General features: G+C 69.1%; 22 protein-coding genes and 4 pseudogenes. 15 read left to right on the forward strand and 11 right to left on the reverse strand.

The window, feature by feature from the left end:
• Positions 1-164 precede the first annotated feature (164 nt).
• A complete protein-coding gene (locus tag OG798_RS48025; protein WP_328759292.1) occupies positions 165-668 on the forward strand; it encodes a hypothetical protein in 504 nt (167 codons plus the stop codon).
• A gap of 147 nt (positions 669-815) precedes the next feature.
• Here OG798_RS48025 and OG798_RS48030 read toward each other — a convergent pair whose 3' ends face one another.
• From OG798_RS48030 to OG798_RS48040, 3 genes and pseudogenes are all read right to left on the reverse strand, one after another.
• Entirely contained in the window at positions 816-2,987 is a 2,172-nt protein-coding gene (locus tag OG798_RS48030) for a hypothetical protein (RefSeq protein WP_328759293.1), read from the reverse strand.
• 35 nt (positions 2,988-3,022) lie between these two features.
• Positions 3,023-3,411: pseudogene (locus OG798_RS48035) on the reverse strand (DUF5958 family protein).
• A gap of 44 nt (positions 3,412-3,455) precedes the next feature.
• Positions 3,456-3,908 (reverse strand): hypothetical protein, encoded by a 453-nt coding sequence (locus tag OG798_RS48040; RefSeq protein WP_328759294.1) that lies wholly within the window; start codon positions 3,906-3,908, stop codon positions 3,456-3,458.
• Positions 3,909-3,991: 83 nt separating this feature from the next.
• On the opposite strand from OG798_RS48040, the pseudogene OG798_RS56790 reads away from it, so the two are divergent.
• The 3 genes and pseudogenes from OG798_RS56790 to OG798_RS48050 all read left to right on the forward strand — a co-directional run.
• Positions 3,992-4,138 (forward strand): annotated as a pseudogene (locus tag OG798_RS56790) (IS701 family transposase); the annotation flags it as partial.
• 166 nt (positions 4,139-4,304) lie between these two features.
• Positions 4,305-4,808: a hypothetical protein gene (locus OG798_RS48045; protein ID WP_328759295.1), complete on the forward strand. Its 504-nt coding sequence runs from the start codon at positions 4,305-4,307 to the stop codon at positions 4,806-4,808.
• Positions 4,778-6,196, forward strand: a complete 1,419-nt coding sequence (locus OG798_RS48050; protein WP_328759296.1) for a hypothetical protein — start codon at positions 4,778-4,780, stop codon at positions 6,194-6,196. The genes OG798_RS48045 and OG798_RS48050 overlap by 31 nt, the downstream gene beginning before the upstream one ends.
• Positions 6,197-6,225: 29 nt before the next feature.
• On the opposite strand, the gene OG798_RS48055 is transcribed toward OG798_RS48050, so the two are convergent.
• On the reverse strand, positions 6,226-7,419 hold the full coding sequence (locus OG798_RS48055; RefSeq protein ID WP_328759297.1) for an RNA-guided endonuclease InsQ/TnpB family protein: 1,194 nt from the start codon (positions 7,417-7,419) through the stop codon (positions 6,226-6,228).
• 154 nt (positions 7,420-7,573) lie between these two features.
• On the opposite strand from OG798_RS48055, the gene OG798_RS48060 reads away from it, so the two are divergent.
• From OG798_RS48060 to OG798_RS48090, 7 genes and pseudogenes are all read left to right on the forward strand, one after another.
• Positions 7,574-9,019: a vWA domain-containing protein gene (locus OG798_RS48060; protein WP_328759298.1), complete on the forward strand. Its 1,446-nt coding sequence runs from the start codon at positions 7,574-7,576 to the stop codon at positions 9,017-9,019.
• Positions 9,020-9,078: 59 nt separating this feature from the next.
• Positions 9,079-10,191, forward strand: a complete 1,113-nt coding sequence (locus tag OG798_RS48065; protein ID WP_075030117.1) for an ATP-binding protein — start codon at positions 9,079-9,081, stop codon at positions 10,189-10,191.
• 32 nt (positions 10,192-10,223) lie between these two features.
• Positions 10,224-13,046: a hypothetical protein gene (locus tag OG798_RS48070; RefSeq protein ID WP_328759299.1), complete on the forward strand. Its 2,823-nt coding sequence runs from the start codon at positions 10,224-10,226 to the stop codon at positions 13,044-13,046.
• A 310-nt stretch (positions 13,047-13,356) separates the two neighbouring features.
• Complete coding sequence (locus OG798_RS48075) at positions 13,357-13,632, forward strand: hypothetical protein (RefSeq protein ID WP_121413892.1); 276 nt, start codon at positions 13,357-13,359, stop codon at positions 13,630-13,632.
• 433 nt (positions 13,633-14,065) lie between these two features.
• Complete coding sequence (locus tag OG798_RS48080; protein WP_328759300.1) at positions 14,066-14,290, forward strand: hypothetical protein; 225 nt, start codon at positions 14,066-14,068, stop codon at positions 14,288-14,290.
• Positions 14,287-15,027, forward strand: a complete 741-nt coding sequence (locus OG798_RS48085) for a hypothetical protein (RefSeq protein ID WP_328759301.1) — start codon at positions 14,287-14,289, stop codon at positions 15,025-15,027. Before OG798_RS48080 ends, OG798_RS48085 begins: the two co-directional genes overlap by 4 nt.
• Before the next feature lie 73 nt (positions 15,028-15,100).
• Positions 15,101-15,226 (forward strand): annotated as a pseudogene (locus tag OG798_RS48090) (IS5 family transposase); the annotation flags it as partial.
• Positions 15,227-15,266: 40 nt separating this feature from the next.
• Here the strand turns inward: OG798_RS48090 and OG798_RS48095 are convergent.
• The 4 genes from OG798_RS48095 to OG798_RS48110 form a co-directional block, all read right to left on the reverse strand.
• The gene (locus tag OG798_RS48095) at positions 15,267-15,983 is read right to left on the reverse strand and encodes an Lsr2 family DNA-binding protein (protein ID WP_328759302.1); all 717 of its coding nucleotides are present in this window, start codon (positions 15,981-15,983) and stop codon (positions 15,267-15,269) included.
• Between the two features lie 250 nt (positions 15,984-16,233).
• Complete coding sequence (locus OG798_RS48100; protein ID WP_328759303.1) at positions 16,234-16,884, reverse strand: GNAT family N-acetyltransferase; 651 nt, start codon at positions 16,882-16,884, stop codon at positions 16,234-16,236.
• A 925-nt stretch (positions 16,885-17,809) separates the two neighbouring features.
• Positions 17,810-18,526: a cation transporter gene (locus tag OG798_RS48105; protein ID WP_328759304.1), complete on the reverse strand. Its 717-nt coding sequence runs from the start codon at positions 18,524-18,526 to the stop codon at positions 17,810-17,812.
• Positions 18,526-18,861, reverse strand: a complete 336-nt coding sequence (locus OG798_RS48110) for an ArsR/SmtB family transcription factor (RefSeq protein WP_121413888.1) — start codon at positions 18,859-18,861, stop codon at positions 18,526-18,528. Before OG798_RS48110 ends, OG798_RS48105 begins: the two co-directional genes overlap by 1 nt.
• A gap of 646 nt (positions 18,862-19,507) precedes the next feature.
• On the opposite strand from OG798_RS48110, the gene OG798_RS48115 reads away from it, so the two are divergent.
• From OG798_RS48115 to OG798_RS48125, 3 genes are all read left to right on the forward strand, one after another.
• Positions 19,508-19,876: a BlaI/MecI/CopY family transcriptional regulator gene (locus OG798_RS48115; RefSeq protein WP_328759305.1), complete on the forward strand. Its 369-nt coding sequence runs from the start codon at positions 19,508-19,510 to the stop codon at positions 19,874-19,876.
• The gene (locus tag OG798_RS48120) at positions 19,873-20,796 is read left to right on the forward strand and encodes a M56 family metallopeptidase (protein WP_121413886.1); all 924 of its coding nucleotides are present in this window, start codon (positions 19,873-19,875) and stop codon (positions 20,794-20,796) included. Before OG798_RS48115 ends, OG798_RS48120 begins: the two co-directional genes overlap by 4 nt.
• Before the next feature lie 367 nt (positions 20,797-21,163).
• Positions 21,164-21,724: a hypothetical protein gene (locus tag OG798_RS48125; RefSeq protein WP_121413885.1), complete on the forward strand. Its 561-nt coding sequence runs from the start codon at positions 21,164-21,166 to the stop codon at positions 21,722-21,724.
• A 273-nt stretch (positions 21,725-21,997) separates the two neighbouring features.
• Here OG798_RS48125 and OG798_RS48130 read toward each other — a convergent pair.
• The 3 genes and pseudogenes from OG798_RS48130 to OG798_RS48140 form a co-directional block, all read right to left on the reverse strand.
• A pseudogene (locus tag OG798_RS48130) lies at positions 21,998-22,776 on the reverse strand (TSUP family transporter).
• A gap of 129 nt (positions 22,777-22,905) precedes the next feature.
• Complete coding sequence (locus OG798_RS48135) at positions 22,906-24,531, reverse strand: multicopper oxidase family protein (RefSeq protein ID WP_328759306.1); 1,626 nt, start codon at positions 24,529-24,531, stop codon at positions 22,906-22,908.
• A 75-nt stretch (positions 24,532-24,606) separates the two neighbouring features.
• The gene (locus tag OG798_RS48140) at positions 24,607-25,035 is read right to left on the reverse strand and encodes a DUF6153 family protein (RefSeq protein ID WP_328759307.1); all 429 of its coding nucleotides are present in this window, start codon (positions 25,033-25,035) and stop codon (positions 24,607-24,609) included.
• Positions 25,036-25,219: 184 nt separating this feature from the next.
• Between OG798_RS48140 and OG798_RS48145 the strand changes: the two genes are divergently transcribed.
• Positions 25,220-26,434 carry a L,D-transpeptidase gene (locus tag OG798_RS48145; protein WP_328759308.1) on the forward strand — a complete coding sequence of 405 codons (1,215 nt, stop codon included), beginning with the start codon at positions 25,220-25,222 and terminating at the stop codon, positions 26,432-26,434.
• Positions 26,435-26,552 lie beyond the last annotated feature (118 nt).

Consider the following 26,552-nt stretch of genomic DNA (forward strand, 5'->3'; position numbering starts at 1 on the left):
CCGGAGCATGTGCTCCGGGACCTTGGTGTGGCTCTTACGGTTATTTGCCGATCCGCGCAGGTCCGTCGGCACGCGGTGAACACATCCCGCCTGGTTTCCCTGGTCCGGATCGGTGCACGCTTCGAGCGCGGCGAGCCTGTTGAACAGCCGGAAGGACTCGCGGCATGACCGGCCCCCACACCGCCGAGGAGCCAGACGAGGGGTCCGCCGAGGAGCCTGCCGAGCACCGGCGCTTCGCCTGCTACCTGCAGGCCCTCGAGGCCGTCGCCGAAGCGGACGAGGCCGACCTGGTCGCCGCAGTCCTGCGCGACCAGGACACGACGATGGCGGACAGCGCAGTGGGTCGCCATCTGGATCGCCGGGCTGCCGACTTGCTGACCGGCCCTGCGTTCACGGCCTGGGCCCGGACAATGACCGGGGTGATCGCGGATCGCGACTTCCTCACCCTCCATCTGCGCGAGTGGACCCTGCTCAGAACCATCGCCCTGGGCAGGCCGTGGGCCGCCGAGGATCTCACCAGCGCATCCGACTGGTTCCAGCGCATGGCCACAACCTTGCAGATCGTGGCGTCGCCCGAGGCCCTCAGGCTGCTGGCTGAACGCGGACGAACCCGCCGCGTACGAAACGCGGCGAGCCGTCGGCTGCAACACCGGGATCAGCCCAATTGACTTGATCCACAGGTTCTGACGATTCCTGTCGCCCGTGCGACCGGGCGCCGTAGTGCGGCCCAAACGGCCAACTACGCCGCTCACCGCCCCCGATGGGGCGAGGCCACGCTCGGACGGCCTTGCGGCGGCGGATGATGCCCGGTTGCGTCAGGGGGCAGTGGGAGCAGGGGGAGGAGTAGGGGCCGTGAAGGTGGTGACGATCGCCTGGGCGCGGTTCCGGAAGGCTTCGTCCTGGCGAATGATGCGGTCTTCCACTCCCGAGCGGATGATCCGCGCGTCGCCGTCGGCGAGGGCGGACAGCCGGCGCAGGTGGTCGGTGGTCAAGGCGGCGACACCGAGGGCCTCCAGGGCGTCGCAGGCACCTGTCGGGTCGGCTTCCTGTTCGGCGGACCGCAGGACGGCCGAGGCGAGCGCCGTGCGGTCCAGCGAGGCGGGTGCCGCCACGGCCGTGAGGGCCAGTACCGCGGTCGGCACCTGCACGGGATGGTCGAGCAGGGTCTTCAGGCGGGAGGTGAGCGGCCGTCCCGCCGGGCCGAGGAGTGCCGTCGTACGAGCGGCCCGCACCGTCGACCACTGGGACCAGGAGTTCTGTTCGGCCCGGGCGAAGACCGAGTCCAGAGCAGCGACCACCGTGTCGGCGTCCTCCGTCACGTGCCACAGAGCCTCGGCGAGCGCCGTGTCCGCGTCCAGCGCGGGTGTGGCCGTTTCGCCGTCCGGGCCGCTGAGCGCCTCGCGCAGGGCCGGGGCCAGGGACGCCGCCCGGGGACCGAGCGCGCCGACCGTCCCCACGGCCTCCCTGAGCCGGCGGCCACCGCTGCGAAGCTCCCGGTCGAGGCAGTGCACCAGGGGCTCGTGCCCGCCGACGAGCTCGTACACGGCCTTCGCCGCCGGGAGCGAGCCCTCCCCGGCCGCCGCCCGCAACACCGTGACCGCCTCGGCGCGTTCGCCGGGCGCGCTGTCGACGGCGATGGCGGCGATGGCCGGGGCGACCTGGCCCGGGAAGTGCACGAGTGCCTCGTACAGCTCGGGCAGCGCCGACGCGGCCCGGGCTCCCCACCCGCCCAGGAGGCTCGTCAGCAGTCGAGGTTCGTTGCCGCTCAGGGCCTCGGGCCGGACGAGGCGGTGCCGGATCGCGTCGAGGAGTTCGTCGTCGTACGGGAAGGTGGAGTCCGCCGGACGCAGGAAGCCGGCAGCGGCGTCGAGAGCCCGCGGCCGTCGTCCGAGCCCGCTTGTCAGGAACGGCGAGGCCTGGGCGGGCGCGACACGGACGAGCGCGGCCAGCGCACGGTCCGCGTGGTCATCTGTCTGGTCCGGGTTCCGGCCGGCGAGTGGGGCCAGGACGTCCGCGGCCGCTGCGGCGGCGGTGCCCAGACGGCCCAGCAGCGACGCCATCGCGACCACGGCCTCCTCGTCGACGGCCGCAGCGAGCAGGCCGGCCAGCAACTGCCGTGGAGCGCTGCGGGAGAGCATGCAGGCGCGGTCGGCCGTCCACACGGCCTCGGCCCGCACCTTGGCCCGGTCATCCCGCAGGGCCGCGTCGACCAGCGCGAACGCCGCCTCCCGGTCCGCGAGGCGGTCCCTGTTCAGCAGGGCCTCCACGACGGCCGTGAACGGCTCGTTGCGTTCGAGGTCGAGGCAGTCGCCGCCGAGCGGTTCGGTCGGCAGAAGGGACAGCATCGTCGTGTGATGCGCCTCGGTCCAGGGCAGGCCCGCATCGAGGCAGGCGAAGAGGGCGGCCATGCGTATCCCGGCCGGCTGGGACGGGTCCAAAACGGTGGCGGCCGCCACCGCGCCGGCCGGCGGGTCGAGCCGCGAGATCCCGGAAAGGACCTCCGCGCGCACCAGCGGCTCGGCCTCCTCCTCCCAGCGCCTGTGGAGGGCCGGGAGCACGAGCGCGGTCGCACCGGTGTGGGACACCGCCCACACGGCGGTCCGGCGGACCTCCGGCTCCGCGGCGTCCAGCAGGGGCAGGAGCAGCGGAAGTTGTCCGGCTACTGCCGCCCGGACCGTGCCCGGTGTCACGCCGTGCTCGTCCTCGCTCTCGGCCATGCCTCCGAGCAGCATCAACACGTCAGCCACCTGGCGGCCGGCCACCGCGATCCTGGCCAGGAACGGCGCCACTTCCGCACTGGCGGCATAGACCGTCCCCTGATGCAGCACGCTTCCGTACAACTCCGACAGCGCTTCGCCCGCCGCCCCCGCGTCGCTGTCGGCCAGGGCCCGCAGCAGATCGGGGAGATCCTCCGCACTGCCGTAGGCGTGGCTGAAGGAGGACCAGGGGTGGGAGTCCAGGTCGTCGAGCGGGTGTACGAGTTCCATGGGGAGCATCGTGCCAGCCACGTCCGACATCAGAATCAGTCAGCGACGGACAGCCTGTGCCACCAGTGGGCGCACCCGTTGGAGCAGAAGCGTTCGCGGCGCCGTCCGTCGACAATCGCGAGTACGGCGATCAGCAGCCGGAACGCCTTCCGGCGTTCGTCGAGAGGGGCGAGGCCGGCGATCTTGCTCAGCTGCTGGTCGATCCGACCGCGTGTGATCAGTACTGCGGGCGTGTGCGTCGGGCGCGGCGGACGCTATCCGGTCCGTCTTCGGCGGCGACGCGAGCCTGGACGCAGTAGTGGGACAAGAACCGCAGCGTCTCTGACTGCTCCTCCGGGCCGAGTGCGTCAAACCACTCGATGCCCTGCGACATGGGGCGCAGCCCCTGGGCGAGTTCGTTGAGCATGACGTCGCGTTCGGCCATGTCTGCCTTCCGTGGGTCAGGCGGCACTCCGCCGCTGACAGGGGTCAGTGGAACCAGACGACAAGTCGGACGTTGTCCGCTCCGTGGAGTTCGCCGAGTGTGCGCATGACGCTCCAGACAGGTCCCCAGCGGGTGCCGTCTCCGGCCACCATGTCTCGACTCCGCGTGCCGGAGCTGTCTGCTTCCTGCCAGCCGGCGGAGGCGAGTTCGGCCCAGGTGATCCGCGTTGTCCCATGTACGTCGGCGGAGCCGCCGTAGGCCGCGTACTCGGTTCTCAGCCCCTCGGACGCGTCGCCTGGAAAGCCGCGGCCTTCGGCCAGAGGGCGGAAGCCGAAGGAATTGCGGATACCGAAGAGGCAGGCGAGGGCGCCGTAGGCGTTGCCGTCGTTGAGCAGGAAGAGGTCGATGGCGGCGTGCCACACGGAGTCCTCGTCGTCGGGACCCCAGAGGCGGGCACCTGGTCGACACTCGATCATGCCACTGACGTCGGTAGACATGTTGGCATCCTGCCTGTACGGGGCATGAGGAGGCACCTGCTTTTCCTCTGGCGTGATGCCGGGGGAGCGGGGCGCTTCAGCACGGCATCCGCAAGAAGGGCATGTGGTCGACAGGCGTGCAGCGGCAGTACTCGGGCGACGCAGGAAGGACGGAGAACCCTCAGTTCGGTGTCTGCCTCGCCTGTGCAGCACCGAGACGAGGCCGGCTTCGAGTCCTTCTCGCCGGTCGTGATCGGCACCATATGCCGCGGTCCGTCGATGAGCAGGCGTCGCGCACCGACCTTGCCCACCTCGGCGGTCGTCCGCGAAACGGCGTTGTCAGTGGTCGCCGCTATGTTCAGTCGTGTCCCGCCGAAGTGGTGTGGAAGTCCCCTCTGATGCATAGGAGATGGTGCGTTGTCGGATTGGGAGAGGTCGAGTACGGCACGGGTGACCGTGCCCGCGCGGCCGCGGAAGCTCGCCAAGGTGCCCTTCGTCGAGCTGGCCGACGGACGCCTCCAGGGTGTGGTGTCCAGCGGTTCGGACATCGAGCGGGTCTACGTCTCGTCGGTCGCGGCCGGCACCTACGCGTTCGCCTGCAGCACCAACAACAACCGCCCCTGCGGCGGCGCGCGGGGCATGTTCTGCAATCACATCCGGGCCCTGATCAACGAGGCGGTGCTTCAGTACGGCGCCGAGCGCGTCGCCCGCTATCTGAGGGTCGAGCTCGCGGACGGCGAGCTGAGCGGACAGACCATCGCCCACGCCATGGACACCACACGACCGGCGCAGGGAGACACCAAGGCCGCGGCGCCCGTCTTCAGCCGGTTCCTGCGCCACCTGGCCTATCTCGAACTCGCCCCGACCACCGCGCCGTTGCCGGAGATGCAGTGGTTCCCGCCGACCAGGGCGGTGGCGTGATGCGCGCGGACCTGCTCTCCGACCCCGTCGCCGGCCTCGACGAAGCGCTGGCGGCCGTCGACGCCTTCGACCAGGCTCTCGTCGCGGGCCTGCTCCGTCCGCAACCCGCCCAGGCCGCGGGTCTGACCGAGCTCGCGCACGCCGTCGCGGGGACACCACTGGCCGCCCGGGTCTCCGAGGCGGCGGCGAAGGCGGCGGCCGGAGCAGCGGGCGAAGACCACTTCGTCGCCCTCGCCGCCGCCCGCACCGCACTGCTCGGCTCCGTCCACGACGCACTGATGACCCGCGTCACCGAGGCGACCGGTCGCCCCCGCGGCGAGGAGACCGTCCCGGCAACCGGTGGGCGGCAGGCGGCGAACCTGCTCGCCGCCGCTCGGGCCTGGCTCTGCGATCTCGCACGCGCCGGATGGCAGGGCATCGACCACGAGGTGGTCTCCGGGGCGGCGCAGGTCGTCTCCGCGATGCTTCCGGACCCGTCCCTGCGCCGACCGGCGACGCTCCTCGACGGCTTCGCCGCCGAACTCGCGGCGTCCTGCCCGGGCTCCGCCCTCGAGAGGATCCCGGCGCGCCGCTGGGGCGACCTCTGGTCACGCGGGATGCTGCTGACGCTGCCCGGTGCCGCCGAGGCGCCCGCGCCGGGTACCGCCACCGGTCGCCTGCTGCCCCTGGGAGTCGACCTGCAGGAACACGCGACCGCGGCACAGGCCCAGGTCCACGCGGTGTTCGAACCCGCCGACGGCTCCGCGCCCGGCCTGGTGCGCGCCACCGTGTCGGTGCCGAAGCCCGACACGGTCGTCGGAGCCGGCCTCTGGCAGCTGCTGCGGCCGCACATGTCGCTTCTGGCAGCCGCCGGCGAAGGCCGCTCCATGGAGCTCAGCGACATGCCGGTCACCGCCGAGGGCGACCTGATCTGGAGCGACGAGCACGCCCGTCCGAGCGAGCCCGCCGACGCCTTCACCACCGCCCGCGTCGCCCTGCCCACCGCCACCGACCCGGCGACCGCACCGCTGGACCGGCACCCGACGCGCATCGCCGTCCCTGTGTTCCTGGAGGGCTACGCCGTCCAGAAGGAGGACGAGACGATGACGTTCACGGTCGCCGGGCACCCCCTCGCCGTCGACACCGACCGCGTTCCTACCGCCGGCCCGCTCACCCCCGAGGCCGTCGCGACGTCGAACGCCTGCATAGGGCTGCTCCGCTGGGACGCCGGCACGTATCGCGTCCAGCCTTTGGCCGTCGAGACGACCGTGCGGAAGAAGCCCGTCGCCCTCCACGCCGGGGCATGGGCCGGGGGCACGACCGACAAGGTCGGCGTCAAGGCCGAAAAGGCCGCCACCGACGCCGTGGCCATGCTGCGGGAGCGCGCCGGAAGGCTGCTGCGGAATTGACTTCTCCCCTTCCTGAAGGAGGGGGATTCTTACGGCTCGCGCCGTGAGGGTTTCTGCTTCGTCGCCGACTGCCTGTCCGGAGTACTCCGTTGAGGTCTTACGCCAGCTCCACAGACTGTCACCGCCAGCCCGGCGGCCAGAAGGTTGTGCGCCGCGTTCACGTCGCGGTCGTGGGTCATGCCGCAGTCGCACGTCCAGGTGCGGACGTGCAGCGGCATCGTGTCCTGCAGGGTGTTGCAGGCGGAGCACAGCCTGGAGGAGGGGAACCACCGGTCCACCACGATCACCTCGCGCCCGTACCACTGGGCTTTGTACTCCAGCATGCTCCTGAACTCGCTCCACGCCGCGTCGCTGATGGCGCGGGCCAGTTTCCCGTTTTTGACCATGTTGCGCACGGTCAGGTCCTCGATCACGATCGTTTGGTTTTCACGAACGAGTCGAGTGGTCAGCTTGTGCAGCGTGTCGCGGCGCCGGTCAGCGATCCGCGCATGGATCTTCGCGACCTTGAGCCGGGCCCTGGCTCGGTTCGCCGAGCCCTTCTCCTTCTTCGCCAGACGACGCTGTGCCTTGGCCAGAGCGGCACGGTCACGGCGCTCGTGCCGGGGGTTGGTGATCTTCTCCCCGGTCGAGAGGGTCAGAAGATGCTCCAGCCCGGCGTCGATGCCGACCGCATTCCCCCTCGCCGGGAGCGGCTTGACGCCGGGGTCGTCGCACAGCAGGGAGACGAACCAGCGTCCCGCCGCGTCCTGCGAGACGGTCACGGTGGACGGGGCCATGCCCTCGGGCAGCGGCCTCGACCACACGACGGCCAGCGGCTCGGTCATCTTCGCCAGTGTCAGCGCTCCGTCACGGAAGCGGAATGCGCTGGTGGTGTACTCCGCACTCCTGCGCGACTTCTTGCGCGACTTGAACCGCGGGTATTTCGCCCGCTTGCCGAAGAAATGGGTGAACGCCGTCTGCAGGTGCCGCAGCGCCTGCTGGAGGGGGACCGAGGACACCTCGTTGAGGTAGGCCAGCTCCTCGGTCTTCTTCCATGCCGTCAGCATCGCGGAGGTGGCGTTGTAGTTCACCCGCTCCTGACGGGTCACCCACGCCTGGGTGCGGGCTGCGAGCGCCAGGTTGTAGACCTTCCGCACGCACCCGAACGTGCGCGACAGCTCCGCTGCCTGCGCATCCGTCGGATAGAAGCGGTACCGATACGCCCGCTTCACGTGAGTGCTCACAGCTCACAAACTATCGCATCAACTTGCGGCAATCTGCGGAAAGTTGGTCGCGAACGACGATCCGCCCTGGCGGCGAATCGTCTTTCCCTGCACGGCTCCGCAGGAGTCCGTTTCCTCTCCGCCCTGAAGGGCGGAGTATCCACGGAGGGATCAGATGACCGACGCGACGACCTCACCCCACCCCGAAGCGGACCCCCACGACGCTCACGCCCCTCACGACAACCGTCGTCAGGTTCTGTACTGGCGGCTCCTCGCCCGGCTCTTCGACCACGAGGAGCAGGCGACGCTGGAGTCGGCGAGCCTCGCCGTCGTCGAGGACATCGGCCTGCCGTCCGCGTTGCTGGACCCGGGCGCCTCCGTCGACTCGATCGTGCAGCGCCATCCGGACCTGGCCGAGGAGTTCGACGGTCTGACGGTGCCCGAGGCTGACGACGAGGCCCGGGACCGGGCCGCCGAAGTGCGGCGCGCGGCAATGGTGTCGAAGGTGCTGCTCAACGTCTTCGCCGCCGGCTCCGGCACGGTCACCGCCGGACAGCTGGCGCGCTGGCAGTCCGACGCGGGCTGGCTGGAGCGCGCACTCGGCTGCAAGCCGGGCGAACTGCGCGGTGGCCGCGCCGGCGCGGGGTCCGGGGCAGGCGCCGCGGGACCCGGGGTCAGCCCGACCGGTACCGGCGGCCCGGGCACGACCCCCGACCTCAGTCGGCTGATTCCGGCGATCGGCCCGGAACTCGGCGCGATCGAGGCCGATCTCGTCAAGCGGATGCGCCTGCGCGAGGTGCTGGCCGATCCCAAGCTCGCCGCGCAGCTGACACCGAGCATGTCGCTGATCGAACAGCTGCTGCGGGACAAGAACAACCTCTCGGGTGTGGCTCTGGCCAACGCCAAGGCCCTGATCCGCCGATTCGTCGACGAGGTCGCCCAAGTACTGCGCACCCAGGTGGAGAAGACCTCGGTGGGCGCGCTGGACCGCTCGGTCCCGCCCAAGCGGGTGTTCCGCAACCTCGACCTCGACCGCACGATCTGGAAGAACCTCACCAACTGGAGCCCGGAGGAGGAGCGGCTGTACGTCGACCGCCTCTACTACCGGCACACCGCACGCAAGACGACGCCCCAACGGCTGATCGTCGTCGTGGACCAGTCGGGCTCGATGGTCGACTCGATGGTGAACTGCACCATCCTGGCATCCATATTCGCCGGACTGCCCAAGGTGGACGTCCACCTGATCGCGTACGACACCCAGGCGCTCGACCTCACCGCATGGGTGCACGACCCCTTCGAGACCCTGCTGCGCACCAACCTCGGGGGCGGCACCGACGGCACGGTCGCCATGGCCCTGGCCCAGCCGAAGATCGCCGAGCCCCGCAACACCGTCGTGGTGTGGATCTCCGACTTCTACGAATGGCGGTCCGAGCCGCTGTTCGACAGCATGGCCGCCATCCACCGCTCGGGAGCCAAGTTCATTCCGGTCGGCTCGGTGACCAGCTCCGGCCGCGGCAGCGTCAACCCGTGGTTCCGGGAGCGCTTCAAGGACCTCGGTACGCCGGTGCTCTCCGGCCACATCCGCAAGCTCGTCCACGAGCTCAAGACGTTCCTCGCCTAGGCGTCCCGCCCGCTCAGACACTCCTCGCTCATCTTTTCTCCGTTCAGAAAGGCCCCGTGATGTCCGACCTGTTGCGCGCCCCCGCCGAGATCAAGTTCGCCGAGGAACTGGACTGGCTGGAGTCCATCGACGACAACCCCAAGCCCTTCTCCTGGCGGCTGTCCCCGAAGATGGTCCGTCTGTTCATCCTGGGCTCCGAGCGTTCCGACGGCCTGGACCGGGAGATCTCGCAGAAGTGGTTCGGTGACCGCAGCTTCGTCGAACGCTCCATCGTCACGCTCGCCTCCGACCGCGGTCTGCTGCTCATCGGCGACCCCGGCACCGGCAAGAGCTGGCTGGCCGAGCTGCTGTCCGCCGCGATCTCCCGCAACTCCACGCTGGTGGTGCAGGGTACGGCCGGCACCACCGAGGACCACATCAAGTACTCCTGGAACGTGTCCATGGTCATCGCCAAGGGGCAGTCGCGGGAGTCGATGATCCCCTCGCCGATCATGACCGCGATGGAGACCGGTGCGATCGGCCGTTTCGAGGAACTCACCCGCTCCACCAGCGACGTCCAGGACGCGCTGATCTCGATCCTGTCCGAGAAGTACATCTCGGTCCCGGAGCTGGACAGCGACAACATCGTCTTCGCCCAGCCCGGGTTCTCGATCATCGCCACCGCCAACAGCCGTGACCGGGGCGTCAACGACCTGTCCTCGGCGCTCAAGCGCCGCTTCAACTTCGTACGCATCCCCGTGGTGACGAACAAGAAGAGCGAGGCGGAGATCGTCCGCTTCCGCACCGAGGAACTGCTGGGCCGTCACCAGATCGAGCTGGACGTGCCCCCGACCCTGCTCGACGTGCTGCTGCAGAGCTTCGCCGACCTGCGCGCCTCCGCGGCCGCGGCCGGCAGCGACGACGAGAAGCTGGAGTCCGCACTGTCCACCGCCGAGCAGATCGGCGTGCTCGAGGACGCGATCCTGCACAGCAACTTCTTCGGCGAACGCGCCCTGACCGCCCACACCCTGGCCTCCTCGCTCGTCGGGTCACTGGCCCGGCGCGAGCCCGAGGACCTGGCCATCCTCAACAAGTACCTGCACGGCGTGGTCGAGCCGCGCAGCAAGGAAGAGGGCGGATCCTGGCCGGAGTTCCTGGAGGGCGGCCGCGACGCGATCGCCACCCTGTCATGAGCGGCGCGCCCGAGAGCACGCGGGACGGGACCATGAGCGGCGCACACAAGAGCACGCACAAGACCACGCACGAGGGCACCTTCGAAGCGCTGCGCGCGCAGTTGCAGGGGGCCGCCGCGACGCTGGCCGACGGGCCCGACGCCCTGGAGGGCATCCTCCTCGGCATCGTCGAGGACGTCGACCGCGCGGTGCGCGAGCCCCTGGAGATCTTCCCCGTCTGCCACCACTCGCCCGCCTCGGCGCTGGCCATGGCACGCCGTCTGCGGGAGAAGCAGCCGAAGGTCGTGTACCTGGAGCTGTGTGAGGACATGGCGCCGCTGCTGACCGAACTGCGCAACTGCAGGCTCCCGGTGGCGGTCCAGGCCTTCGCGACCGAGATCGACGGCTTTCCGGCCGAGTGGTCCCCGCTGTCGGTGGTCGCACCGATCACCGAGGCCTCCGCCGAGTACCAGGCGATCGCCTACGCACTGGACACGCCGGGCGTCGAACTCGTCCTCGTCGACCGTTCCTCGGACCACGTCTTCCAGTGGGACGCACGCGGGACGCATACCGACGAGCCCGCCGACCCCGACGCCCCGCCCGTCGAGGAGGAGGCCGCGCTGCACGGCGACGCGGTCGGCGTGGAGATCGGCGACCTGCGCCCGCGCTTCGCCGAACTGGAGGAACACCTGCTGCGGCACGGCAGGGTGCGGCACTGGTCGGAGTGGTGGCACCAGTACGTCGAACTGCCGCTCGGCGACAGCGACCACGACACCTACCGCCAGGTGATGCTCCTGATCGGCAGCCTCTTCCGGCGCCTCGCACCCGGCGACCCGCACCGGGTGCGGGTGGACGAGGACCGCGAGCGCTACATGTGGACCAGGATGCGCGAGCACCTGACGGCGACCGGCACCGATCCCGACGACTGCCTGTATGTCTGCGGAGCCTTCCACGCGGCCAGCCGGGTCGAGGAGTTCGGCGTTCACGGCACCGACACCTTCGAGATCGCCCCGCGCAGCGCGACCAAGTGGCAGCACGGCCTGATCCCGTCCAGCCACGCGGCGATCGAGGCGCAGTTCGGCCTCGCCGCCGGTTCGGTGTCGATCGCCGCGACCGTCTGGGCGAAGAACGTCAGCCGCACCCGTGTGCAACCCTACCGCCTGGCGGGACAGGCGGGCGCGAAGAAGTCGAGGGCGAAGAAGACCGTGGCCGCGGCGGCTGCGGTACCGGCGCTCCCACCCGCGGACAAGCTGACCGGCTTCCTGCGGCGGCCGCCCGTCCTCGACCGGCTGGACGAGGACGAACTGCTCGGCTGGTCCGTGGAGATCGTGCGGGCAGCGCGCCGTAACGGCTACCTCGCCTCCACCGCCGACGCCATCGCCGTGTTCGAGACGTCGATCCTGCTGGCCGGGATGCGTGACCGGGCCAGGCCGACGCCGTACGACTTCCAGGACGCGGCCGTCACCTGCATCGAGAAGGACACCGTGCCGGGCCGGCGCGATGTACGCCGGCTCGTGGAGATCATGATGGGCGGCGACCGGGTCGGCCAGGTCGGCTACGACGCGCTGCCACCGCTGGCGCGCGACGTGCACGACCGGCTCGCGCCGCTGAACCTGAAACTCCAACAGCGGGGCGTGCAGAGGGCGTTGCTGAACATAGCCGCTCAGCCGGAACTGGAGCGTTGCTCCGACGTGCTGTGGATGCTCCGCCATCTGTTGCCCCAGGGTGCCGCGCGGCCGATCATGGGCGAGCGGACGCTGGGGGAGCGGTCGATCCAGGAGTCGTGGGACCTGGCGCTGGGCACCCACCAGCGGGCGCTCATCGAGCTCGGCTACGAGGGCGTCAGCATCGAACAGGTCCTTGAACAGCGTCTGCGGCGGACGGCGTACGGCCCGCAGGCCACCACGGCGACCGTACTGGGGACCGTCGAGGACGCGACGCTGTATCTGCGCAGCCGCCGCCTCACGGACGAACTGGGCACCCGAGCGCTGGAGGTGCTGGCGACCGAACGCAGCGTCGACGGCGCGCCGGAGGTGCTGCGCCGGGCGCGACGGCTGCTGGCGTACTACCGCACCAGCGAACCGACGCTGCCCCCATGGATCGAGTCCTTCGTCAAGACCGGGTACGCGCACTACTGCACCCTGCTGCCCACGGCGTTCACCGACGAGGACGCCACCGTCCGGCACGTGGCGGCGATGCTCGGCTTCCTGTTCAGCATGGAGAGCCTGGCGCTGTCGCTGGGCTGCGACCGTACCCAACTGGAGCTGGCCGTCGGCCAGTCGCATCCTGCGGACCCCTCGAAGACGGCGCTGCTGTGGGCGGCGCAGACACAGCTCGGGAACCTCTCCCGCGCCGACCTTCGCACGAGGTGCGACGAACTGCTCGGCAACCCTCTGGTGGTGCCCGCCTATCCGCGCTACCTCAGCGGCTTCGTACACGCCCTGGAGCCCGTCCCGGCCCTCACCGACTTCGTCGTGGAAGCGGTGTCTAACGCGTTCGGACGGCTGCCGGACCCGGTGCTCCTGCCCTGGCTGCCCACCCTGATCACCACTCTGCGTGCGAGCGGCACAGAGCTGGCCCCGCTGCTGATCCGGGAGGCCGGACGCATCTTCCCCGGCCGGCTGGCGGCGCTGGACGCGTGGGTGCCGCCGTGGCGAGCACAGTCGGAGCCGCAGGCGCCCTCGGCGGGCGGCGCTGACGACGGCCCCGGTGCCGTGCTGCTCGCCGCCCACCCCGCGACGTGCGACGCGGTGGCGAGTCTGCTGGGTTGCGACGGTACGTGGCGGACGGCGGCCCCCGTCTCGTCCGGGGCGGCGCTGCTCGGTCGTCATCCCGATACGGCGCTGGCATTGGAGGCGCTGCTGGCCGGCCCCTGACATCGGGCCCGAGAACGCTCGTCCACATTCCAACCGGGTGCTACTCGAGGCCGAAGCCCCCAGTAGGTGGGGCGAGTTGGAAGAGTCGTGCGGGGACGGCGTCGTCCTCGGCAAGGCTGTGACCAGGGAGGACACCGTCCGGGTGCGCCTGGACGTGGGCACGTCCGGACGTCGGCGTCGGCCCCGCGGCCGCCGCCAGGGGCAACTGCTGGGAGCGCGACGAAGCCCTCCGCGCCGACCTTGCCACGGCGGTGGCCGCCTCCGAAGCGGCTTGGGCACTCGATCACTGGTCTTGCTGGCTGGTGGCACCGTGCACGACGTCCGCGCCGACCGGTTCATCCTCTCCGGCGGGCCCCGCAACGGCCGGCCCGCCTGGTGGAACTGGACGGTCGCCGAGCACCTCGCCCACCAGGCGGCCGACGAGCCCGCCCCGGCTCACCACCCGGGCCAGGCCTGGCTGTTCGAGGCGCCCACGCCCGTCCAAGCCGACCAGCCCCCGAGTCCTCTCCCCTCTCCCTGTGGCCGCCGAAAGGCGGCCACAGGCATGCTCCAGCCCCGATTCCGGATGGCTGCGGAACCGAATTGACAGAAGCCCGCATTCCTTGGGGCAGTGAGCCGATTCCTGCAAAAGGCCGGGTCGGTGACCGTCACTCAGGACAGCCATACGATGCGATCGAGCCCGTGACCTGCGTTCATGAACCGTGACGGCTGGCCGAGGCGAAGAGGGACGGCCAGCTCCAACGCCCCGATTAATTGCGCACTTTGCCGATGACGGCTTTCAAGGCGGAGAAGAGGCACCGGCGTTGCTACTGTCACTCGCAACCCGCTGAGAGCCGGTGAATCAGCAAGGACGCGAAAGGGGCCAAGCGCCAGACGTTTGGTAGGCCGAGGAGCAAGGCCCCCTACGCACGCACGCGCAGTCTCGCATCTCCCGCCGCCCCCGTACACGTTTTGCGGGTTCGGCTCACCGGCACAGTGTGGTGCGACTGCGGAGAGTCATGACTCATCTTCTAGAAGTGATGTTCGAAGATCTGGGTGTATGGGGTCACGTGATCATGGCCCTCCTCTTCGCCGTCCTGGCCGAACGGATGGCGAAACTCCTGAACTTCGCACCCGTCCACCCTGCCCTGTTCATCGAGCGGATCAAGGCCGTCGACGTCACCAAGCCGCTGACCTTCTTCGCCCTCCAGGTAGTGGCCGTGTTCGTCGCCGTGGGTATCGCGAACGCCCTGGGGTGGCTGTGACGACCAACGAGAATCCGGTCAAGGGCGTCCGAGGCCGGCCCCGTAAGAATCCGCCTCCAGAGGCTGGCGAGGCCCGCAAGCTTTTCGTCCGGCTTTTGGACGAGCACATTCCGGCCGGGGAGACCCGCAAGTCGCTCTGCGAAGACAGCAAGCTGTCCCCGTCCGGCTGGTCGCGGTTCGCCACCGGCAGCAAGTCGGTGCCGTCATGGGCTGGCTTCTTCCGGCCGCTCACCCAGCACATGCGGAAGGTGCACGCGGCGAAATCGCCGGACTCGGACGACTTCCCGGACGAGGAGGTGTGGCAGGAGCTCCACGCTCAGGTCCTCGCGGAAGCCGGGCGGTCGCCCGAGGGTGGCAACGGTCGCAACGGCATGGGCGGGTCGATTCGCTCTGCCGCGCGTAAGACTGCCCGAGTCCTCGGCGACGTCGCGTCGTCTGCCGCGACCGCCGCGATGATCGCGGTAGTTGGCTTCGGCGGTATCGCCTTCGCGGTCTGGCGCGGTCTCTCGGGGTCCGGCAGCGGTTTCCCAGGGCCTGGCGGCGGCTTCCTGATGGGCGTCTTCCAGACCGTGGCCGCGCTGTACGCCGGTGGCCGCGCCCGCGATGTCACGCGGTGGCTCCTGGAGCGCGTGCCCCTGGGACTCCTCCCCGCACGACTCCGGATCGTCGTCGAGCGGCAGCGAGCGCTGCTCATGACGAAGCGTGACGACGAACCTACCCATCGGGACGGTGAGTGATATAGGTTCAAAGTGATCGGCCGTTCACGTAATGGTGCGGTCGGTCGCTGGCGCTGGTGGTGCAATCGCACCCCGGCACGCGGTTGAGTGCGGAATCAACCGCTTGAAGCGGAACCGGGCGGTGGCCTGCCGCTTCGACAAACTTGCGGTCCGCTTCGAGGCCACCGTCCTCGTTGCTGCAATCAACGAATGGCTGTGACCAGCCGATGGTCGCTGAACGGGACAGCCGGCTCTGGTGCTCACCTCCGTGATGCCTCGTAAGCCTCGCGGATGACCGCAGGGATGCGTCCACGATCATTTACCAGATAGCCGTTGGTGCGTGCCCAGAGGCGTATCGGCTCGTCTTCCGGACGGGGATCGAGCTTACGGGGTCTTGCAGACTTGCCGGGGCCTCTCCAGTCTCCCGAGGAGACCCCTTCCAGCCGGTCCGCTGCCTCTTGGAAGAAAGCGAACAACGAGGCGTATATGCCCTCCTCGGGACCGTAGGCTTCAGCCCACGTTCCGATGGTTCCGTTGAGCGTGTCCAGAAACGTCCCGTAGAGACCGTCGCGCTCCGCGGCGATTGGCACCCACTCACGACGCCAGAACGGATAGTTGAGGTCTGCGGACGGCCGCATTTCTTCCAAGCCCATCTGGCTGAGGTAGACCCGCTGAATATTCGTCAGGCCAAGAAGGAGATGGCCGCCGGGGATGGCTGCTACCTCGCACCCCAGCGTCACCAGACACGATTGGCCATCGGGTTGCCTGCCGGCATCGATGTCGTTCGCCAGCAGCCACTGCCACATCTCCCCTGGCAGCTTCAGACCCATGTGCAGTTCGGCTTCGCTAATGGCCGCATGGCTCCCCGGGCCGCCGAGCGCAGCGAGAGCTTCAGGGTCGTTCCGTTCAAGCCACGCGGTTACCCGGCCCCACGCCTCTCGTACGTCTCCTGCCTCGTGCATCGGAGTTTCGCTCACGTGTGATCTCCACCCAGGCAGGATGCGCACATCCGTGGAACACACCCACCCATATCGCTGGCTCGCAGGGAGCGTTGCCCGGTCTCCCGGACTGTGAAGTTGTCCTCTTGGCGAGGCGACGACCGCTGATGACCCATTGGAGAACCGTATGCGGGACCACTGACAGTGACTGACGCGGAACGCGTTTCTCCAGACCGTCTACGGCGCACACCTGGCCCCCGGAGCACGCCACCAACTTATAAAACGCTCCCTAGCCCAGGGTGAGCATCATTGCGTCGTAGAACGGCGCGTCCACCCTCGGGACTGCAGCGAGCTCAGCTGAGATCGCGAACCATGCAGTCGTACAGCGGTGCCCGACCCACGGGCGGGAGACGCCCACCTTTCGGTATCCCCATGCCTTGTACGCACTCCGGGCGGCCTCGGCTTCGGCCTCCGGCCGGACGGTCAGGGTCACTCGCCCGGCGTCCAGGTCCCCGATGAGCTGCGCGTGCAGCGCGGCGGCGACGCCGCCGCGTCGCCAGGCCTTGCGTACGGCCGGCTCGATGACGACGAACGTACGGCGGCCGTCCTCGCGGGTGTAGTCGTCGGGCAGGGTGACGTCCTGAAGGTTGCGCCACCAGCGAGTGTCTGGGGCCAGGTAGTAGCCGTACGTGAAGCCGACGACTTCCTGGTTTTCGGCGGCGAGGACGAGCCGCATGCCGACGCGGCGGGCGTGTACGGCGTAGTGGTCGATGAACTCGGCGACATCTGAGGGGCCCTCGTTGTACGGAGCGTCGGCGTAGACCTCCTCGTAGGCCGTCAGGAAGCGGTCGAGCTGCGCAGCCGAGTCCCATCCAAATTGCCTGATGGGGGTTCCCCCTAGTGGCCTGCAGGGGCCCGGACGGGGCCCGGGTGCCTGCAAGGGGCCGGAACGACCGGGAGAGATCAGGAAGGGCCTGAGTGTCGCCGTATAAACACATGGCCCTGGCCTGCGAAAAAGGGAAGCTTAAGGCAGGATCGGCAAGATCGCGGACGATCCTCAAAGGACTCATAATCCGTCGGCCGTGGGTTCGAGTCCCACCCGCCCCACCAGAAGCATGCCCTGACCTGCGAAACATCTTCCCGGGCAGTCGAAGTGTCAACTTTGGTTCAACGGAGGGAATCTGCTGCTCGCAGCTTCTCTCTTGGATCCGCTGGCGCCGCGTGATCGTTACATTCAAGGTCCTGACCTGCGGTGATGTGAACGATCGGGATTGCTGAGGGTTACCTGGTGGCTCTCTTTGTCCCATCAGAGCAAGATCAAGTGGCCCTACAGTGGCCCGGAGGGCGTGGAACGGTGTGGCGTAGGTTCCTTCCTTGCCTCGTTGGCTTTGGCCCCGACGCACGGAGCAGCTTTGAATCTGCTACTCACACGGACCGTCTGAGGTGTCAGGGCAGGGCGCGATACCACTGTCAGGGTCCTGACCTGTGGAGATGTGGGCGAGCTCGGGTGCTGGAAGTGCGCAGGCTCGTTTCGTGTCTCCGCTCGTGGGTGTGCCTTGGGGCTCCTTCCGGCTGGTGGGATCAGCGGCTGTGGCCGAACTCCTCGCGTATCTGGGGCGGGTCGCCCTGGCGGTGGGTAGCGTTCGGCTTCGTTGAACGCCTTCGAGGCCACATCGAGGACTTGGCTATCAGGGCTGACATGGTGACTTTGGGCGCGGTGCCGCCAAGCAAGCTGCTGCCGCCGCACCGCCGTGCCTTGGTGCCTTCCGGAGTCACGGCGTTGCGTTGTGGTTCACCGGGTGGTCGGGCTGTGGGCTGAGCTCTCGGCTAGGGGAGTTGAGGGGCGGCCGCAGATCGCGGTCGGCTCAGTTGCAGCACGAGCACCCGGGGGCGCAACCGCAGGGATCCGTCGTGCCGTCGGTCTCCTTGAGCGCCGTGAGGCCGGTGGGGGCGCAGCAGTCGTCGCCGCGCCAGGCCTCGCGGCCTTCCTTGACCGCGACGACGGCGATCACGAGGGCGGCGATGGGGTCGGCCCAGGTCCAGCCCAGCAGGGAGTTGGCGAGCAGGCCGACCAGGAGGACGGCCGAGAGGTAGGTGCAGAGCAGGGTCTGCTTGGAGTCGGCGACGGCGGAGGCGGAGCCTAGTTCGCGTCCGGCGCGGCGCTGGTCGGCGGACAGGAACGGCATGATCGCGAGGGAGAGGGCTGCCAGCGCGATCCCCGGCGTGGAGTGCTGCGCCTCTCCGGTTCCCGTCAGGGCGCGGACGGAGTCGATCGCGACGTACGCGGCGAGCGCGAAGAAGGACAACGCGATGATGCGCAGCGCGGTCTTCTCCCGGGCTTCGCGTACGTCGCGATCGGAGGCGGAGAACTGCCAGGCGACCGCCGCAGCGGAGGAAACCTCGATGACCGAGTCCAGGCCGAAGCCGACCAGCGCGGTGGAGGAGGCGACGGTGCCCGCCGTGATCGCGACGATCGCCTCGATGATGTTGTAGGTGATGGTGGCGGCGACCAGCAGGCGGATGCGACGAACCAGTTGGGCGCGGCGGTCCGGTGCCGGGCCGAGGGAGACCGACGTCGCCATCAGCAGCAGCCCTCCTCGTCGGCGTCGACGCAGGTGCGGTCGGCCTCGACGGCCAGGACGACACCGCGCAGGTCGTCCAGGGCGTGGCCGAGGCGGGCGTCCGCCAGCTCGTAACGCACGCGCCGCCCTTCCGGGACGGCGACGACGATGCCGCAGTCGCGCAGGCAGGCGAGGTGGTTCGACAGACGGGTGCGGGAGATCTCCAGCTGGTCGGCAAGTGCCGCCGGGTGCGCGGGCGCCTCCCGCAGAGCCAGAAGGATGCGGCACCGGATCGGGTCGGCGAGCGCACGGCCGAAGCGGGCCAGGGCGTCGATGTCGGAAGCGATGGTCAACACAAGCCCAACGATACATAGATTCCTGAATTCAGGGAATCGTGGATCGTGCGTCCTGTTTGTGTGGTGGCTGCTACCCCTCTCGGCGTCCGGGAGGGTGGCCGGACCTGCGGTCGGCGGATGCCGCACGTACCGGGAAAGGACGCGGACGATGAGGGCTCGATGTCGGTTCAGTGGTCGCCGGAGAAGATCTCCCGGACCTCGCGGGCGGCGAAGTAGACCAGCATGTAACCGGCCGCCGGGTCGGCCCACCATCAGCCGACGGCGGAATTGAGGACCAGGCCTAGCAGGGCGGCGGCGGCCAGCAGGCCGTCGATCAACGTGACGCGGCCCTTGGTCTTCAACACCGGTTTGTCGTGGACTTGGCTTCGCCGCAGTGGAGTTGCGCATCGATCTCGGTGGGACGGCCGTTTGGCCAGCTCCTGGCAAGACACGCCATGCCCGCTGCCGACCAGGCCCTGACGGCTCCCCTTCGGACGACTGGTCGTCTGGTCGGTCGGAGGTTTGGCTCTCCGCTCCTCGGCCAGAGACCACGCGGCTCGCGGAGCTGCGCCGGGGCCGTCTCCCTCGCTGCTTCCGCTTGGAAGCCTGGACAGATCGCCCGTCTACTATGGCCTTACGTATTTGGCGGTGAAAGGGAGTCGGGGCCATGCGGCGGCTGGGGGATCTCGAGGCGGAGATCATGGATCGCCTCTGGACGTGGGACCGTCCAGCGACGGTGCGTGAGGTTGTCGACGATATCAACAAGACCCGTCCCGTCGCCTACACCACCGTGATGACCGTCACCAACATCCTCTACAGCAAGGGCTGGCTGCTGCGCGGCAAGCAGGGTCGGGCCTGGTTGTACACGCCGGTCCGCAGCCGCGAGGCGTACGCCGCCGCGTTGATGGAGGATGGCCTGGGGGAGAGCAAGGATCGCTCTGCTGCGCTGGTCCACTTCGTCGAGAACATGTCCGAGGACGAGGTGGCGGCTCTTCGCACGGCCCTGCGGAACGTGGGACGACAGGCGGAGGCGTGAACGCGGCTCCCGTCCTGGTCGGCTACACGGCGGCCGTGGGTTTCGCCGCTCCGTATCTGCTCCTGCGCTCCCGCTGGCCGCACCGGGCCCCGGCCCTGGCGGCGGCGGTGTGGCACGCCCTGGTGGTCGCGTTCTCGATCGGTGCCGCGCTCGCCGCATACAACCTGGCCATGCCGGCCCATCACTTGCAGGCAGGTCTGTCGGGCTTCCTCCATTTTTGCGGACTGCAGGTCGGCCCGGGTGCCGCCGCGGGTGAGCCCGCACCCCAATCGGCGGCCTGGCTCGCCTTTGTCCTGCCCGCCGCGATCGGGATCACCCTGGTTGCGAGCTTCACCTTCCACGTCGTACGAGCTTGTCGGGCGCGGGCCCGGCACCGCGAGGTTGTGGACTTGGTGGGGCACCGCTCCGCCAGGTTGCGCGCCACGATTCTGCCGTACGGCATCCCCGCTGCGTACTGCCTGCCCGGCCGCCGCCCCCGGATCGTGATCAGCGACGCCGCCGTGCGTGAACTCACGGCGGAACAGCTCGACGCCGTACTGGAACACGAACAGGGCCACATCGCAGGGCGCCACCACCTGGCCCTGGCCGCCGCGGAGGCGTTCCACTCGGTGTTCCGCCGACTGCCGTTGGCCCGTCATGCCCGGGAACAGACGGCGCTCCTGCTGGAGATGGTCGCCGATGACCGCGCTCTGCGCAGCCACTCCAGTGAGGTACTGGCCACGGCGATGTACGAGATGGCGGCGGCCCGTACCCCGAAGGGTGCGTTCGCGGCGGGCAGTCACACGGTCCTGATCCGCCTGGAGCGAGTCCTCGGCCCGCGCAGGGCCCCTCACCCCGCTTTCTGGGGTTCCGTGGCCACCCTGGCTGCGGCGGTTCCGCTGCTGCCGCTACTGGTCGCCTGCCCGCCCGGCCTCGGCTGACGACACCGGACAAGGCGGCGGTGACTCAGACTTACTTGCGACCCCATCGTGTTACCAGCACCGACGGTGGCAACCGCTCATGGCCGTGCCCGGGGGACAGGCCCAGGCGCTGACTGATGTCGACGCCGATCACGTCCTTGCTGCGACGTGAACGGGCGTGTGCGAGTCATGCGACGGAGGCAGGACCTTCGCCGAACTGGCGCCGCTTGCTTCCTGAGTTCCCCGCCGGGGTGAGGGGGCATCTGCGAGCGTCCCCCCGGGCGCCGCGGTTGGTCAAGGCTTCACCATGTGGTGCCGGTGGCTGAGCGGACGGGAGTTACCCAACGTACTAAGGGGGTAAGTAGAACGTCCGTCGAAGGGAAACTCCGTGATCCAGCAACGCATTGTCCTCCTCTCGGCCGCAGGGCTCGCCTCGGCGCTCCTCCTGGCGGCGTGCGGCAGCTCGACGGAAAAGACCTCCACCGGTACGAGCCCCGGCAGCGTCGCTCCGGTCGCCACGGCCGCCTCGCAATCCGCGACCCCCGCACCGACCGGCAGCAGTGACTCCGGCAGTGGGCACATGGCCACGACCACCATGCTCATGGCCAAGGCGATGGGCGGCATGGGCAGCGTGGTGACCGACGACAAGGGGATGACCCTCTACCGCTACGACATGGACCAGGCGAATCCGTCCAAGTGGACGTGCGCCGGTGAGTGTACGAAGACGTGGATGCCCGTCATGGTGGAGGACTCCGTGCAGACCACAGGGGTTGAGAAGAGTCTCCTCGGCACGGTCCACCGGGACGGCATGAAGCAGCTCACCCTCGGCGGCTGGCCGCTGTACCGGTACATGGGCGACACGACGGCCGGACAGATGAACGGCCAGGCCAAGGACAAGATGTGGTACGCCGTCACCCCGTCCGGCAAGAAGTCCACCATGTCGGGCTGAGCCCAGACGCACGGTCGTGGGGGCACCGAAGAGCGGCGTGGATGACGCTGCGCGGCACGGTCTGTTCGGGCGCAGCCGAACTGACATGGCGGCACGACGGCAAGGCCATCGCGATCTGGGACTTCAGCATCGGCCTCGACTGACATCGCGGCCACCGCAGGGCCGGCTCGTCCCCTCCGCCGGGTCGCCGCCCTGGGGCCGCGGCCCACTCACGTCCAGGCACCCGGCTTGTCCGGAGACGGCCGCCGCCGAGGACCGCGTGGTCCGGCCGGGTCAGCTCAGTGCCTGGACTGCGTAGCGGACGCCGATACCGAGAGGGAATGCCGAGCAGGAGACGGAGTGCGGTTACGGGCAGCCGGGGCTGGAGGCGGGCGCCGAGGCAGCCGCCCACCAGTCCTCCCAGCCCGTCCGTGAGACCAAGAAGCCAATGCGGAGCGATGTCGCCCGTGGTGGTCATGGCCAGCACGGCGTAGGCGCCTGCGTCTACAACAGGCGTGACAAAGGTGGAGGCCGGAGCGGCAGGCGCGACCGCAGCTATCGGCACTCCGGGGCCCACCAGCATCGGGCCGAGCAGGGAGCCGCCGCCGATCCCGTAGATTCCCCCGGTGACCCCGACGGCTGCGGCCGGCGCGACGGTGGCACGGGACGAGGACTGGGCGGCAGCGGGGTGGATACGGGCCGGGCGCACCGTGCACCAGCACAGCCAGCGGCGACAGCAGAACGCCGATGAACAGACGGAACACGCGCGGGCCAGGGACGGCGAACACCCGGATCACCGTGCCCAGGACCACCACCGGCACGGTGCCAGCGATCAGCAGGCGGGCCGGCGGCCCGCCCAGCCGTCCCGCCTTGTGGCAACGCGGCAGGGCACCGGGGCCGGCAACGACGTTGAACAGCAGGTTCGTCGGAGTCACCGCTGGACTGGGCACCTCTAGGATGCTGACCTGCACGGGCAGCAGGAACACAGCGCCGGAAACGCCCGCCGGCGCAGTGGCCACCGATTGCAGCAACCCGGCGGTGAAGGCGAACAGCACGGTCGACCACGTCGCCACAGGCTCCCTCCGAGGCTCGTTGCCCCAGTATCGGGACCGGGCCCGGCCGGCGCGGTCAACCCGTTCCTCGGCAATGCCGAGGAACGGCAACGCGACCGGTGGGCCCGTCCAGGTGGCACGAGGAGAACGTCAGGCCTTGTAGGCCACGTTCGCCATCATTCCGGCCTCGCCGTGGTAGGCGTTGTGGCAGTGCATCATCCACTGGCCCGGGTTGTCGGCGTTGAGGAACACGGACACCGTCTTCTTGGGCAGCACGATCGTGGTGTCCTTGCGCGGCCCGGAGGTTCCGAGCTGGTACGTGTGGCCGTGCAGGTGCATCGGGTGCCACATCTCGGTCGTGTTGACGAAGTCGAGCCGTACCCGCTGGCCCTCCTCGATGACGATCGGGTGCGCCTCGGGATTCTTCATGTCGAACGGCGTGCCGTTGATGGCCCAGTTGTACTTCATCATGTTGCCGGTCAGCTTGATCTGGTGCGTGACGTCGGTCTTCGAGGACTTGAGACGCACATCGTCGGCGGCCCGCAGCTGGGACGCCGTCATGATCATGCCGTCGAGTTCCCGCGGACGGACGGATGCCTTGGGTGCGCTTCCGGAGCCTGTGCGCATCAGGGCCAGGCCGTTGGCGTTCTTGCCCTCGGCCAGGGCGGCGAGCGGGAAGACGCCGTCGCCGAGGGTGACGAGGACGTCGTAGCGTTCGCCCATGCCGACCAGCAGGGCGTCCACTTCCTGGTGCTGGACGGGGAAGCCGTCGGTGTGGGTGATGGTCAGTTTGTGGCCGCCGAGGGCGACCCGGTAGGCGGTGTCCGAGCCGGCGTTGATGATGCGCAGCCGTACCTTCTTGCCGGGCTTGCCGGTGTAGACATCCGGGTCGGTGGCCACGCGGCCGTTGATCAGGTGGTGCGGGTATTTCACGTCACCGGCGTCGCCGCCGAGCAGGCTGCTGGTGGCGCCCATGAGCATGAACTTCTTGGACATGCCGCCGGAGGAGGCGGAGGCCGAGGCGGAACCGCCCATGTCCATCCCGCCCATGTCACCCATGCTGTCCGAACTGCTGGGGCTCGGGCTGCTGCTCATGTCCATGCCGCTCATGTCGGCCATGCCCAGCTTGAGCTCGGAGAAGACCTCGTTGGGGGTGCCGGTGACGCCATCGACCCAATCGTCGAGAAGGACGACCCACTCGTCGTCGTACGACAGGGGCTCCTTGGGGTCCTCGACGATCAGCGGGGCGTACAGGCCACGGTCGAGCTGGACGCCGACATGGGGGTGGAAGAAGTACGTACCCGGGGCGTCGGCGATGAACCTGTAGGTGAAGGTGGATCCGGCCCGGACCGCGGTCTGTGTGGCCGGGGGCACGCCGTCCATGTCGTTGCGCAGGGCGATGCCGTGCCAGTGGATCGACGTGGCCGTCTTGTTCGGGAGCTGGTTGGACAGCTCGGCTATCAGAGTGTCGCCGACGGAGAGGCGTACCTCCTTGCCCGGCGTACGGCCGTCGAAGGCCCAGGTCTTGGGCATGACGCCGCCGCCCAGGTCGATCATCGCGGGTGACGCGGTCAGGGTGAGCTTCCGCTGCCGTCCACTGCTCGTGCGCTTCTTCTCGGCGGCGGCGACCGCCGAGGCGGTCGGGCTGACCAGGGCGTTGCCGCTGCCGCTGCCGGATCCGGTGTTACCGGAGCCGCCATTGCAGGCGGCGAGGGCGCCGGTTCCGGCGGCTCCGAGCCCGGCGAGCAGGACGGAGCGGCGGTTGATGCTGTTCATGACGTGGTGTCCTCTGTGTCGTAACTGCCGATGTGGTCGCGGAGGGACGGCACATCGCGCGCCGTCCGGCGCGGCCTAAATGCGCAGTTGAGAGAGGACGGACAGATCGGGCGGAGCTCTGCTCGCCACGGAGCCCGGTGCGCGTCGGGACAAGGCCCTCAGGAGATCGGCCGAGGCGTCGAACGCGCTCTGCCCCGGTATGGCGAGATGCACGGTGGTGACGCTCGCCGAGCTGCAGTGCTGCATGCCTGGCGTGGCGCATCCGCCGTCGTTGAGATTGTGTGTGGATGCGTCCGAGACGGACGACGCCGTGCCGTCCGGCAGCACGTGAGCGTCATGGGCTGCGCCCGGCATGGCCGCGTGGGCCGTGGCCGGCATCGGCGAGTCGGTCATCCCGGATATCTCATGGTGAACGAGCACGGCCAGCGCGACGCACAGGGTGAGGAGCACCCCGTACGCCCAGCGAACGGCTGAACCGCCGCTGCGCGCTGTCCGTATCCCCATGAGCTCCACCTTCACCGTGTGCACCGCGAGCCGGAGTCGCTATCTTACCCCCCGGGGGTACTGGCCTTCGTGTCGCAGGTGCTGCGTGGACTCGCCCGTAGGGGCATGTGAAGCAGGGAACCACGAAGGGCCGCCGATCGTCTACGAATAACCTTAGGTTATTAGGGAATGAAGAGGGGGTCCCATGCGACAGCGCCCGACACCACGGCCCGTCCGCCGGATTGTGCAACCGCTCGCGCTTGCCGCGTCCGCCGTCGTTGTCCTCGCCGCGTGCAGCACCGGCGGCAAGTCGAACAGCGGCACGAACGCGTCAGCGGACGACGGCAAGAACGCCGGACCGGCCGCGATAGCCGTGGAGCCCGGCGACGCGAACGCCAGGGTGCCGGTCAGCCAGAAGGTGACGGTGCGCGCCCGGGGCGGCTCCCTGTCGTCCGTCGAGGTCGGCTCGCCCGGCCCGGGCACACTCTCCGGCACTTGGTCGAAGGGCAAGTCCGTGTGGACCTCCACGACCCCACTCGCCCCTGGCGCCACGTACACGGTGAAAGCCAACGGCAAGACGTCCGGCGGGGCGGCCCTCAACAAGACCGCCTCCTTCACCACCGAGGCGGCGAAGGACACCTTCGTCGGCGAGTACTACCCCGACAAGGGTGCGAAGGTCGGCGTCGCGATGCCGGTGTCGATCACCTTCAACAAGCCGATCCGCGACAAGGCGGTGGTGGAGCGGAAACTCAAGGTCACCGCTTCACCCGCGGTCGCGGGCGCCTGGAGCTGGATGAAGGACCGCAACGGCAAGGATCGCATCGACTTCCGGCCTGAGAAGTACTGGAAGTCCGGCACCGCCGTCACCCTGACCATGGACCTCGCGGGCGTGGACGCGGGCGGCGGCGTGTATGGCACCCAGCAGCGCGTCGTGACCTTCACCATCGGCGACGCCGTGACCAGCACCGTCGACGTCGGCAAGAAGACCATGACGGTGGCGAAGAACGGCAGGACGCTCCGAACTCTGAAGATCTCGTCCGGCAAGAAGGGCTTCGAGACCTGGAACGGCACCATGGTCGTGCTGAGCAAGGTGCCGACGATCCGCATGAACTCCCGGACGGTCGGCATCTTCGGCCCCGAGGCGTACAACCTCGGCTCGGTGAAGTGGGACGTGCAACTCACCACGTCCGGCACGTATGTGCATGCGGCGCCGTGGAACGCGGGCAAGTTCGGCGTGGTCAACGGCAGTCACGGGTGTATCGGCATGAGTACGAGTGACGCCAACCGGTTCTACGACCAGGTCCACCTCGGCGACCCGGTCACCGTGGTCAACTCCGTCGACACCGTGGCGGTCAACAACGGCTACGGCGACTGGAACGTCGACTGGGCCACCTGGAGGAAGGGCAGCGCCCTGGACTGACACGCCGGTTTCGATGCGCCCGCTCCGGCGTTCACTCTCCTCGGACTCGGAGGTGTGGCCGGGTCCATATGAACAGAGCCACAGCTAGGGAATACCCCCAGGGGGTATATGGTTGGCA

The organism is Streptomyces sp. NBC_00271 (genome assembly GCF_036178845.1).
Classification (GTDB): Bacteria; Actinomycetota; Actinomycetes; order Streptomycetales; family Streptomycetaceae; genus Streptomyces.

Excerpts from the sequence above, each read along its gene's own strand:
- OG798_RS48025 (WP_328759292.1), top strand. The coding sequence starts at position 165 with ATGACCGGCCCCCACACCGCCGAGGAGCCAGACGAGGGGTCCGCCGAG.
- OG798_RS48030 (WP_328759293.1), bottom strand. The coding sequence starts at position 2,987 with ATGGAACTCGTACACCCGCTCGACGACCTGGACTCCCACCCCTGGTCC.
- OG798_RS48040 (WP_328759294.1), bottom strand. The coding sequence starts at position 3,908 with ATGTCTACCGACGTCAGTGGCATGATCGAGTGTCGACCAGGTGCCCGC.
- OG798_RS48060 (WP_328759298.1), top strand. The coding sequence starts at position 7,574 with ATGACCGACGCGACGACCTCACCCCACCCCGAAGCGGACCCCCACGAC.
- OG798_RS48065 (WP_075030117.1), top strand. The coding sequence starts at position 9,079 with ATGTCCGACCTGTTGCGCGCCCCCGCCGAGATCAAGTTCGCCGAGGAA.
- OG798_RS48070 (WP_328759299.1), top strand. The coding sequence starts at position 10,224 with ATGAGCGGCGCACACAAGAGCACGCACAAGACCACGCACGAGGGCACC.
- OG798_RS48080 (WP_328759300.1), top strand. The coding sequence starts at position 14,066 with ATGTTCGAAGATCTGGGTGTATGGGGTCACGTGATCATGGCCCTCCTC.
- OG798_RS48105 (WP_328759304.1), bottom strand. The coding sequence starts at position 18,526 with ATGGCGACGTCGGTCTCCCTCGGCCCGGCACCGGACCGCCGCGCCCAA.
- OG798_RS48115 (WP_328759305.1), top strand. The coding sequence starts at position 19,508 with ATGCGGCGGCTGGGGGATCTCGAGGCGGAGATCATGGATCGCCTCTGG.
- OG798_RS48135 (WP_328759306.1), bottom strand. The coding sequence starts at position 24,531 with ATGAACAGCATCAACCGCCGCTCCGTCCTGCTCGCCGGGCTCGGAGCC.
- OG798_RS48140 (WP_328759307.1), bottom strand. The coding sequence starts at position 25,035 with ATGGGGATACGGACAGCGCGCAGCGGCGGTTCAGCCGTTCGCTGGGCG.
- OG798_RS48145 (WP_328759308.1), top strand. The coding sequence starts at position 25,220 with ATGCGACAGCGCCCGACACCACGGCCCGTCCGCCGGATTGTGCAACCG.